Annotated in this window: 11 protein-coding genes; 3 read left to right on the top strand and 8 right to left on the bottom strand. The window is 53.3% G+C overall.

Annotated features, from left to right (window positions below; translation table 11 throughout):
* The first annotated feature begins 598 nt into the window (after positions 1-598).
* Positions 599-2,188 carry a bifunctional phosphoribosylaminoimidazolecarboxamide formyltransferase/IMP cyclohydrolase gene (gene purH, locus A9587_RS22320; protein ID WP_001187579.1) on the top strand — a complete coding sequence of 530 codons (1,590 nt, stop codon included), beginning with the start codon at positions 599-601 and terminating at the stop codon, positions 2,186-2,188.
* A gap of 11 nt (positions 2,189-2,199) precedes the next feature.
* Complete coding sequence (purD, locus tag A9587_RS22315) at positions 2,200-3,489, top strand: phosphoribosylamine--glycine ligase (protein ID WP_001517541.1); 1,290 nt, start codon at positions 2,200-2,202, stop codon at positions 3,487-3,489.
* Here purD and zraR read toward each other — a convergent pair.
* Positions 3,486-4,811 (bottom strand): sigma-54-dependent response regulator transcription factor ZraR, encoded by a 1,326-nt coding sequence (gene zraR, locus A9587_RS22310; protein WP_000679878.1) that lies wholly within the window; start codon positions 4,809-4,811, stop codon positions 3,486-3,488. The two genes, purD and zraR, sit on opposite strands and share 4 nt — an antisense overlap.
* Positions 4,808-6,205: a two-component system sensor histidine kinase ZraS gene (gene zraS / locus A9587_RS22305; RefSeq protein WP_105263924.1), complete on the bottom strand. Its 1,398-nt coding sequence runs from the start codon at positions 6,203-6,205 to the stop codon at positions 4,808-4,810. Before zraS ends, zraR begins: the two co-directional genes overlap by 4 nt.
* 237 nt (positions 6,206-6,442) lie before the next feature.
* Between zraS and zraP the strand changes: the two genes are divergently transcribed.
* Entirely contained in the window at positions 6,443-6,871 is a 429-nt protein-coding gene (gene zraP, locus A9587_RS22295; protein WP_000828219.1) for a zinc resistance sensor/chaperone ZraP, read from the top strand.
* A gap of 1 nt (position 6,872) precedes the next feature.
* Here the strand turns inward: zraP and A9587_RS22290 are convergent, their stop codons facing one another.
* The 6 genes from A9587_RS22290 to nudC form a co-directional block, all read right to left on the bottom strand.
* A complete protein-coding gene (locus A9587_RS22290; protein ID WP_010375907.1) occupies positions 6,873-7,568 on the bottom strand; it encodes a DUF1481 domain-containing protein in 696 nt (231 codons plus the stop codon).
* Between the two features lie 12 nt (positions 7,569-7,580).
* Positions 7,581-7,853: a nucleoid-associated protein HU-alpha gene (gene hupA / locus A9587_RS22285; RefSeq protein ID WP_001044513.1), complete on the bottom strand. Its 273-nt coding sequence runs from the start codon at positions 7,851-7,853 to the stop codon at positions 7,581-7,583.
* Between the two features lie 186 nt (positions 7,854-8,039).
* Positions 8,040-8,630 carry a YjaG family protein gene (locus tag A9587_RS22280; protein ID WP_000940106.1) on the bottom strand — a complete coding sequence of 197 codons (591 nt, stop codon included), beginning with the start codon at positions 8,628-8,630 and terminating at the stop codon, positions 8,040-8,042.
* Between the two features lie 42 nt (positions 8,631-8,672).
* A complete protein-coding gene (gene nfi / locus A9587_RS22275) occupies positions 8,673-9,344 on the bottom strand; it encodes a deoxyribonuclease V (RefSeq protein ID WP_000362400.1) in 672 nt (223 codons plus the stop codon).
* A 9-nt stretch (positions 9,345-9,353) separates the two neighbouring features.
* A complete protein-coding gene (gene hemE, locus A9587_RS22270) occupies positions 9,354-10,418 on the bottom strand; it encodes a uroporphyrinogen decarboxylase (RefSeq protein WP_000137657.1) in 1,065 nt (354 codons plus the stop codon).
* A 39-nt stretch (positions 10,419-10,457) separates the two neighbouring features.
* The gene (gene nudC, locus A9587_RS22265; RefSeq protein WP_000373924.1) at positions 10,458-11,231 is read right to left on the bottom strand and encodes an NAD(+) diphosphatase; all 774 of its coding nucleotides are present in this window, start codon (positions 11,229-11,231) and stop codon (positions 10,458-10,460) included.
* Positions 11,232-11,323 lie beyond the last annotated feature (92 nt).

Here is an 11,323-nt window from a genome sequence, read left to right as displayed (position 1 = left end):
AATTAAACTTCGTAATGAATTACGTGTTCACTCTTGAGACTTGGTATTCATTTAGCGTCTTGCGACGTTAAGAATCCGTATCTTCGAGTGCCCACACAGATTGTCTGATAAATTGTTAAAGAGCAGTTGCGACGCGGCTTTCAGCTCACTGTCGCGAGGTGGCGTATATTACGCTTTCCTCTTTCAGAGTCAACCCTGAATTTCAGGATTTTTTCTCTTCAACCGAACCGGCTGTTTGTGTGAAGTGATTCACATCCGCCGTGTCGATGGAGGCGCATTATAGGGTGTTCTCCGTAGGCCGCAATAGAAAAATTGCAAAAAAATGACTGACTGCTGCATTCCCCAGCAAAACCCCGCTTTATACCTTTTTACACACAGAGTTATCCACAATCATCAGCGTTATTTCTGTATTCCTGAACCGCTAATGGCAATCAAAATCGAGATCACCATCGAAACAAAAAAATTCGCGAGCGTTGCGCAAACGTTTTCGTTACAATGCGGGCGAAAAATAAAGATGCCCCGTTAGGGGCGTTAGCTGAGTTTTTTGCGAAAAATTCAGCTAACGCTCTCTGTAATAGTCAAATCCAGGGGATTTACCATGCAACAACGTCGTCCAGTCCGCCGCGCTCTGCTCAGTGTTTCTGACAAAGCCGGTATCGTCGAATTCGCCCAAGCACTTTCTGCACGCGGTGTGGAGCTGCTGTCTACAGGGGGCACTGCCCGTCTGTTAGCAGAAAAAGGCCTGCCGGTGACCGAAGTTTCCGATTACACCGGTTTCCCGGAGATGATGGATGGACGCGTGAAGACCCTGCATCCAAAAGTGCACGGCGGTATTCTGGGCCGTCGCGGTCAGGACGATGCCATTATGGAAGAACATCAGATCCAACCTATCGATATGGTGGTCGTTAACCTGTACCCATTCGCCCAGACCGTGGCCCGTGAAGGCTGCTCACTGGAAGATGCGGTTGAGAACATCGATATCGGCGGCCCAACCATGGTGCGCTCCGCCGCCAAGAATCATAGAGATGTCGCTATCGTTGTTAAGAGCAGCGACTATGACGCTATTATTGAAGAGATGGATGCCAACGAAGGTTCTCTGACTCTCAATACCCGTTTCGACCTCGCCATCAAAGCCTTCGAACATACCGCCGCCTATGACAGCATGATCGCCAACTACTTCGGTAGCATGGTTCCGGCTTATCACGGCGAGAGTAAAGAAGCGGCTGGCCGCTTCCCGCGCACACTTAACCTGAACTTCATTAAGAAGCAGGATATGCGCTACGGTGAAAACAGCCACCAGCAAGCTGCCTTCTATATAGAAGAGAATGTGAAAGAAGCTTCCGTTGCCACCGCAATCCAGGTTCAGGGTAAAGCCCTTTCCTATAACAACATCGCTGATACCGATGCGGCGCTGGAATGCGTGAAAGAATTTGCGGAGCCAGCCTGTGTGATTGTGAAGCACGCTAACCCCTGCGGTGTCGCCATCAGCAGCACGATCCTTGATGCTTACGATCGCGCGTATAAAACCGACCCAACCTCCGCATTCGGCGGCATTATCGCTTTTAACCGTGAGCTGGATGCTGAAACCGCGCAGGCTATTATCTCCCGTCAGTTTGTTGAAGTGATCATTGCGCCGTCCGCCAGCGAAGAAGCCCTGAAAATCACCGCCGCCAAACAGAACGTGCGCGTCCTGACCTGTGGTCAGTGGGGCGAGCGTGTTCCGGGCCTCGATTTCAAACGCGTGAATGGCGGTTTGCTGGTTCAGGATCGCGATCTGGGCATGGTTGGCGCAGAAGAACTGCGCGTGGTGACTAAACGCCAGCCGACCGAGCAGGAACTACGTGATGCGCTGTTCTGCTGGAAGGTGGCGAAGTTCGTGAAATCCAACGCCATCGTCTATGCCAAAAACAATATGACCATCGGGATTGGCGCGGGCCAGATGAGCCGCGTGTACTCCGCGAAAATCGCCGGTATTAAAGCCGCCGATGAAGGTCTGGAAGTGAAAGGTTCCTCGATGGCTTCTGACGCGTTCTTCCCGTTCCGCGACGGTATTGATGCCGCCGCCGCTGCGGGCGTGACCTGCGTAATCCAGCCTGGCGGTTCTATCCGTGATGACGAAGTGATTGCTGCCGCCGACGAGCACGGTATTGCGATGCTCTTCACCGACATGCGCCACTTCCGCCATTAATGGAGCGACAGATGAAAGTATTAGTGATTGGTAACGGCGGGCGCGAACACGCGCTGGCCTGGAAAGCGGCGCAATCGCCGCTGGTTGAGACCGTATTTGTCGCACCAGGTAATGCGGGAACGGCGCTGGAACCTGCGCTGCAAAACGTCGCTATCGGCGTGACCGATATCCCGGCGCTGCTGGATTTCGCGCAAAACGAAAAGATCGACCTAACCATCGTCGGCCCGGAAGCACCGCTGGTGAAAGGCGTGGTTGATACCTTCCGCGCCGCTGGGCTGAAAATCTTCGGCCCAACCGCAGGTGCCGCACAACTGGAAGGCTCGAAAGCATTTACTAAAGATTTCCTGGCCCGCCATAAGATCCCTACGGCGGAATACCAGAACTTCACCGAAGTAGAACCTGCATTAGCGTATCTGCGTGAGAAAGGCGCACCGATCGTTATCAAAGCGGACGGTCTGGCCGCCGGGAAAGGTGTTATCGTGGCGATGACACTGGAAGAAGCTGAAGCGGCTGTTCACGATATGCTGGCGGGCAACGCTTTTGGCGACGCGGGTCATCGCATTGTGATCGAAGAGTTCCTCGACGGCGAAGAAGCGAGCTTTATCGTGATGGTGGACGGCGAACATGTGCTGCCAATGGCCACCAGCCAGGATCACAAACGCGTAGGCGATAAAGATACCGGGCCGAACACCGGCGGGATGGGTGCTTACTCTCCTGCGCCAGTGGTGACCGATGAAGTTCATCAGCGCACGATGGAACGCATCATCTGGCCAACCGTAAAAGGCATGGCGGCGGAAGGCAACACCTACACCGGTTTTCTCTACGCGGGTTTGATGATCGACAAACAGGGTAATCCGAAGGTTATCGAGTTTAACTGCCGCTTTGGCGATCCGGAAACCCAGCCGATTATGCTGCGCATGAAGTCCGATCTGGTTGAACTCTGCCTGGCGGCCTGTGAAGGCAAGCTGGACGAGAAAACGTCCGAGTGGGATGAACGTGCTTCTCTCGGCGTGGTGATGGCTGCGGGTGGATATCCAGGGGATTACCGCACCGGCGATGTGATCCACGGCCTGCCGCTGGAAGAAGTGGAAGACGGCAAAGTGTTCCATGCGGGTACGAAACTGGCAGATGACGAGCAGGTGATCACCAGCGGCGGGCGCGTACTGTGCGTCACCGCGCTGGGTCATACCGTGGCAGAAGCGCAGAAACGCGCTTATGCCTTAATGACCGATATCCACTGGGATGATTGCTTCTGCCGGAAAGATATCGGCTGGCGCGCCATCGAACGCGAGCAGAACTAACGCGACAGTTTTGCCAATAGCGTTTTGCGCGTGATCCCTAACTGGCGGGCGGCTTCGGTTTTGTTGCCGCCCGTTTTCTCCAGCGCCGCCAGAATCACCTCCTTTTCCACTTCCACCAGCGGCTGAATATCCTGACTTTGCACCAGCGGAATCGACGTACTGGCAATCGCCAGCGGCAGCTCGCGTTCGGAAATATATTCCCCGGTCAGTAGCACCACCGCCCGTTCCACTGCGTTTTCCAGTTCACGAATATTCCCCGGCCAGTCGTAGTGAATTAGCAGATCCATCGCCTGCGGCGTAAAGCCTTTTACCGCCTTGCGATTACGTTCAGCAAAGCGCTGCAGAAAATGATCTGCCAACAGAGGAATATCTTCCCGCCGTTGACGTAGCGCCGGCACTTCAATCGCCACCACGTTCAGTCGATAGTAGAGATCCTGGCGAAAACGCCCGGCATTCACCTCTGCGGCAAGATCGCGATGGGTCGCGGCAATCAGCCGGACATCGACAGAAATAGTCTGGTTGCTGCCAACACGCTGGACTTCACGCTCCTGAATGGCACGCAGCAGACGAACCTGCATCATTGGAGAAATATCGCCAATTTCATCGAGAAACAACGTGCCGCCGTCCGCCTCAACAAAGCGCCCTTCCCGCCGTTTATCGGCACCGGTAAACGCCCCTTTTTCATGACCGAACAATTCGGACTCCAGTAAGGATTCGTTGAGTGCCGCACAGTTGAGCGTTACCAGCGGTTTTTCACTACGTGCGCTACTGGCGTGAATTGCTCTGGCAACCAACTCTTTGCCAGTGCCAGAATCGCCGTGGATCAACACCGTGGCTTCCGATGGTGCGACGAGGGCTATTTCACTGAGTAAGTGTTGCATCGCCGGGCTTTTCCCAACCATCCCAAACTGGCTGGCTAGCACGGTAGGCGTTTCAGAAGCGACAATCTGCGTATGAGCAAGCGCCTTTTCCAGCGTTGCCTGCAAGTTATCGAAATCCAGCGGCTTGATGAGATAATCCAGTGCCCCGGTTTTCAGCGCTTCTACCGCCGTCTCGACGCTGGAGTAAGCGGTCATAATCAGCACCGGAATTGCCGGATTTAACGCTTTAATCTCTTTCAGCGTGGCGATGCCGTCCATCTCCGCCATTCGCACATCGCAAAGCACAAGATCAAAAACCTGTTCCCGCACCTGCTCCAGCGCCTGTCGCCCGCTGTTCGCCAGCGCGACGTTATAGCCCCAGCCACGTAGCAATGCCTGCAAGATGGTGCAGTGGCTAATGTCATCATCCACCACCAGAATATCGATGTTATCGTGCTTCATCCTTGTGGGTCCTTACGATTAATATTCACCGGAAGCCAGAGGGTGAATGTTGCACCTTTCCCCTCCTGGCTGGCGACCTGAATTGTACCACCGTGTTGTTCAACAATATTATGCACAACCGCCAGCCCCAGCCCGGTGCCTTCGGCTTTGGTGGTGAAGTACGGGGTGAAGATAGCCTCCAGTTGATCTGCCGCAATTCCCTTACCGCTGTCGGTAACGTTAATTTTCACGCCATTGCCGCTTTCACTTGCCGTCACACTAATCACGCCATGCTCACCAATAGCCTGAATAGCATTGAGATAAAGATTTAACAGTACCTGAGTCAGTCTGTCCGGGTCGGCCTGAATTTCCGGCAACCCGTTGTTAGCGTTAAAGCACAACTGTATCTCACGACTCTGAGCGTCCTGGCTCACCAGTTGTAATGAATGGTTAATCAGGGTATTGAGCTCCACCGCCTGCAAAGCAAGGTGCGTTGGCTTGACCAGTTCCAGCAGTTCGCTCACCACGCGATTCAAACGGTCGGCTTCTTTCGCCATCACCTGCGCCAGTTGATGCGCTTCGCCCCCCGCGGGCGTGCGCTCGGCAAAATATTTCGCCAGTCCTTTAATCGATGAAAGTGGGTTACGGATTTCGTGGGCGACGCCTGCCGCCAGATGCCCCAGCGCCACCAGCTTCTCTTTGCGCTTCATTTCATCCTGCAATAACTGGCGCGAGCGAAGGTAACGGCGATACCAGAAGAATGACAACACGCTCGCCAGCAATACCGTCGCCAGAGCAAAGAGAATAATCAGGGTATTGCGCTTCTCCCCAATCTGGGTTGCAACCAGATCACTGGCATCAACAGCGATAAAAATAGCCTGTTGTGCATCTGCCTGTGGTTCAGGTTTGCCGTTACAGCGCGGCATATTATGCATCCCATGCCTCCAGGAGGCTGACATGGGCTGAAACAAACGATAGACCTCAAGCGCAGGCGTTTTTTCCGCGTCCTCAAGCAGTCGCCAGCGGGAGTTGTCCTCTGGCTTTAACTGCCGCATTTCATCAGGCGAATAGAGTGCACGCCCGACCATTTCTGGGTCACTGTGAAGAATGATAATGCCCTGCGCATCGGTGACCGCAAACCACAACACCCCTGGCTGGCCTGCCATCTCTTCCAGAAGTGCCTGTTGCTGCACATGGTGCATTCGCATCCCCATCCCTACGCGACTTCCTGACTCCAGAGCGCGAATGAGCACATTACCTTTTTCCAGTAATGCCTGGCGGTCAGCCTCGCTTGCCCGCCCATAATCGCGAATCACCGTCACCGCAAACAATCCCACCAGCCCAACAATGACTACGGGGAGGATCGCGCTTAACCATTTGGCTAATGTGTCTTTAGAACGTTGCATAAAACGCATCTTCTTCTTTGCCTGTTCATCCCTTTTTGACAGCACAAATCATGCCATCTTTTATTGCCCCCTACCCTGCGCTGTAACACAAACGCTTATCTTTCAATGAGTAAAAATGACTCGCTACCCACCACAATCGGGTCATTTTTACTCGCTAACCGCGCCAGATTGCCCGTTACATCGGTGTTTCATCGTTGGCACGAAAGATGCAATACGTAAAGTAAGACAACCACTGGAGGATTAACCATGAAACGGAACACGAAGATTGCCCTGGTGATGATGGCGTTTTCAGCAATGGCGATAGGCTCAACAACTGCATTTGCCCACGGCGGACACGGTATGTGGCAGCAAAATGCAGCGCCTTTGACCAGCGAACAACAAACTGCGTGGCAGAAAATCCATAATGACTTTTACGCCCAAAGCAGCGCGCTGCAACAACAACTGGTGACGAAGCGTTATGAATACAACGCCCTGTTAGCCGCTAATCCACCGGATAGCAGCAAAATTAACGCAGTCGCCAAAGAGATGGAGACTTTACGTCAGTCATTAGATGAATTGCGAGTTAAACGGGATATTGCGATGGCTGAAGCGGGTATTCCACGCGGTGTCGGAATGGGCATGGGTTACGGTGGCTGCGGAGGTGGTGGCGGCCATATGGGTATGGGCCACTGGTAAATCAGAACGTCTTCTCGTTGGGTTGCCAGCGACAAAAGTCAGAGTTTGCCACTAACAGTAATTGTGAACCCTCGGGCGCTTCCAGCCATGCCACGCTCACATCAACAGAAGAGCGGCTCTGGCGGCGCTCGATATGCGCTATCGCCTGCGAATCTAAATCAGGCTTAATAGTTTGCCCTTCGCAGGTAGTCACAGTCTGTTCCATCGCATGCCAGCGTCCCTGACGCAGTACCACTCTCCCCTGACGTAAGGCGTCGCTAATCTGGCGGATCTGGTCTGCACGATAACGGTATAAATCGATTTGATCGTTAGAAAGCTGCTGCTTTTGCCCGTCGGATTCACGTTGCATAAAGCTCAGATCACCGCGCTCGTCAAAGCGTGCGCGGATATTCACCGGCGGTTTGCTGTAAACGTTGATATTGATAAGCGTGAGGTTATCGCCCTGCCAGCGGTATTCACGGGTAGTGGTATCGCCATTGCGCCACGGACTGAACACGGCAAGCAGATGGATATTATCGCCGCTGTCTTTTCGCCAGATGCGCACTGCACCCTGGTCTTCGGCAAACCCACTGGCGGTAAAAGGGGGAAGTGAAGAGTTGTGGCTACAGGCAGAGAGAAACAGCACGCCTGCCAGCATCAATGTGCGACGCCAGAAAGACAAAAGGGGTGAAACCACCCCTTCGTTAAAACTGTTCACTGCCACGCAATCTTACTTAACTGCGTCTTTCAGTGCCTTGCCAGAAACAAATGCCGGTACGTTAGCTGCGGCGATTTTGATTTCTTTACCGGTCTGCGGGTTGCGGCCAGTACGCTCAGCGCGGTGGTTCACTTTGAAGGTTCCGAAACCAACCAGTTGTACAGCATCGCCTTCTTTCAGAGACTCAGTAATTGCAGCCAGAGTGGACTCCAGAGCAGCTTTAGCCTGGGTTTTGGACAGTTCTGCTTTCTCTGCAATTACATCAATCAGTTGAGTCTTGTTCATAAGTTATCCTTACAATGTGTTTATCGCTTGCTAAGCATCGAGTGCGACGGAAATGCCAGAATAGCACTCTCCTGCATACACGCACCGATAGCCACTTTTTTTCGCCCCCCAAATGTAGACCAGACGGGGGGCGAAAGGGAAGACTCCAGGTACGACAAATCAGGCGTTAATTCACGTTTTCTGGTCTTATTGCTGAAAAATTATACCAATATTGCTCTCACCCGCCTCACGCAGGTCTGCCCTAAGGCCCTTTATCAGCTCAATGTCGCGTTCTTCGCACTCGGCTAAAAGTCGGAATATTTCCCACTGAATGTCCCATTCTTGCTCAACGGCCGGGTTTTCTTTCAGCTCTTCATCGCTCATTTCGCGACCAGCCTGGGTCATTTCCAGCATCGCAACGGTGGTGATGGAAGTCTTACTGACTTCCACAGCGTGTTCCAGTGTTTCGCCACTCAAACGCGAATGAACCAGTTCACTTAACGCCACGCAGGCATCGATTGCCGGATAAACACCGTACAGATCGAAATCATCTGCTGAAGGGATAGCTTCCTCAAATTTCTCCAGTTGACTGTCGAAATTCACTTTTGCGTCTTTGACAGTCAGCGTTTCCCAGATGAGATCAAGAATGCGACGGTAAATCTGCCCATCACCGAAGCCGGTTTGCTGGCAGAACATGGCGTAATTGGGGTACATGCGTTCGCATAAGCAGGCCATAAAAGTAACGTGCTGCCAGCTTTCCAGGCGCTCCAAGCGCAGATGAATCGGGTTTTGTAACATGTTGAGTTCTCAAATACGGAAATTATCCGCAGTTTACCTGAATTAGGGCTGATTTGCTGTATAGCGCACGAACGCCGGACGTTCCGAGGCCACAGCATCCGCCCAGCGCGTTGGTTCTGGCAGACGATAGCCTTTCATGCAGCGTTGTACCCACGCCAGCGCGCTATCCACGCTGATCCGATGACCAGTAGCAATAAACAGCGGATTACAGCGCGCTTTGCTACGCCAGACCCAGGCCAGTTGCTCGCCTTTGTCCATCAACGGCGACAGCGCGCCCGGTTCGCTGGAGAGTGGTTCGAATTTACCGCATAGCCGTTTTTTCGCCACGCCAATGGTTGGCACATCGACTAATAAGCCAAAATGACTGGCGACGCCAAGACGACGCGGATGCGAGATCCCATGACCGTCGACAAACACTAAATCCGGTTTTTGCGACAGCATCTCCCACGCTGCCAGCAGCGCAGGATATTCGCGGAAGGAAAGAAAACCAGGAATGTAAGGCATGGTGGTGGCGATGCGAGCCACTTTATACTCCACCAGCTCAAGAGTGGGATATTTCAGCAGCACTATCGCCGCTCGCGTCACATCTCCGCCCTGCTCAAACCCAACATCGGCTCCGGCGATCAGATCCGGAGGATCTTTATCGAGTCGATCCTCGCGGATCACAGAAGAGGCCAGTTCAAGTTGTTGAGCGCGTAATGACGCGAGATCCATAATCACTCCTTAACGGTGGTACTGTTCGGACAACCGATGTACTGCCTCCACAAAGACACCGGCATGTTCTGGCGGTACATCCTGGTGAATGCCGTGACCAAGGTTGAAGACATGACCTTCACCATGACCGAAACCGGCAAGAATTGTCGCCACTTCTTCTTCAATGCGGGCTGGCGGCGCATACAGCATCGATGGGTCCATATTGCCCTGCAACGCGACTTTATTACCCACGCGGCGGCGCGCATCAGCGATATCCGTTGTCCAGTCGAGACCCAGCGCATCGCAACCAGTTTCCGCCATCGCTTCCAGCCACTGTCCACCGCCTTTGGTAAACAGTGTTACCGGCACACGGCGGCCGTCGTTTTCACGCAGCAACCCATCGACAATTTTATGCATGTAGTAGAGCGAGAACTGTTGATAGTCACGTCCGGTGAGCACGCCGCCCCAGGTGTCGAAAATCATCACCGCTTGCGCACCGGCTTTGATTTGCGCGTTCAGGTACAGGGTGACGCTTTTCGCCAATTTATCGAGTAGCGCATGCAGCGCTTGCGGATCGGCATACATCATTTTTTTGATCACGGTGAAAGCTTTGCTACTACCGCCTTCCACCATGTAGGTCGCCAGCGTCCACGGGCTGCCGGAAAAACCAATTAGTGGTACTTCGCCTTTCAGTTCGCGACGAATGGTACGTACTGCGTTCATCACGTAACCCAGTTCATCTTCCGGATCCGGAATCGGCAGTTTATCGACGTCTGCTTTACAGGTGACTGGCGAGGTGAATCGCGGGCCTTCTCCGGCTTCAAAATAGAGTCCTAACCCCATTGCATCCGGAACGGTGAGAATATCGGAAAACAGAATCGCCGCGTCCAGCGGATAGCGACGTAGCGGCTGCAAGGTGACTTCGCACGCCAGCTCGGCGTTTTTGCACAACGACATAAAATCGCCCGCCTGAGCGCGAGTAGCTTTATATTCCGGTAGGTAGCGACCCGCCTGGCGCATCATCCATACTGGAGTGACATCAACGGGCTGGCGCAGCAGCGCCCGCAGATAACGATCGTTTTTGAGTTCGGTCATTTTGGCTGTTCCTTAGTGCGTCAGGCGGTCAGTGTATCATCACTCATACTCTGCCCGACACATCGCCACCGTATCTTCTATCAGACGGCGCGCCACAGTGCCCGGTGGTGGCAATAATGGTAAATCGTCGTAGCGATACCAGTTCGCCTCCAGCAGTTCTTTCGGATCAATCACGATGTCACCACTGTCATACTCCGCCATAAACGCAGTCATCAGCGACTGAGGAAACGGCCACGGCTGAGAGGTCACATAACGCAAATTCCTGACTTTGATGCCACTCTCTTCCATCACTTCCCGCGCGACCGCCTGTTCGAGGGTTTCTCCGACTTCGACAAATCCGGCGAGTACCGTATGGACACCGTTACGATGCCGGGTATGCTGGGCAAGTAGGATCGAATCATCGCGACGGATGGCAACGATAATGCAGGGAGCGATTTGTGGGTAGTAACGCTCACGGCAGTGGCTGCACAGCATCGCCCATTCGGTTTTGCTTGGGTACATTTCATGCCCGCAATATCCGCAGTATTTATGCGAACGGTAAAACTCCGCCAGTTGCACGCCGCGTCCGGCTAATTGAAACAGCCCGACGTCCAGATCAATAACCTGGCGCACCGAGCCCATATCATGGCGACGCTGCTGTTGTACCAGCCAAACAGGTTCTCCTTGCCATTCGCCTATCTGCAGTGCGCGCTGACCCACAAGATCAAAATTTGCCGCTTTGCCATATGGCAATTCTCCCTTCGGCAACCATAATTTTTGCTCATGGCTGACTATCCACCAACCGTGATCTAATTTTTCAATTATACGATCCATAGCTCTTGCACTACCTTTGCTTCACTGGCATGTTTAACATGTTTTTTACATTCTCACTGAGCAGTTTTTGAAGACAAACTTGCGGAGTCAAT

The organism is Escherichia sp. MOD1-EC6162 (assembly GCF_002965125.1).
GTDB lineage: Bacteria > Pseudomonadota > Gammaproteobacteria > Enterobacterales > Enterobacteriaceae > Escherichia > Escherichia marmotae.
Note: the sequence above shows the minus strand (reverse complement) of the source record. Positions and strands in the feature narration are given on the sequence as shown.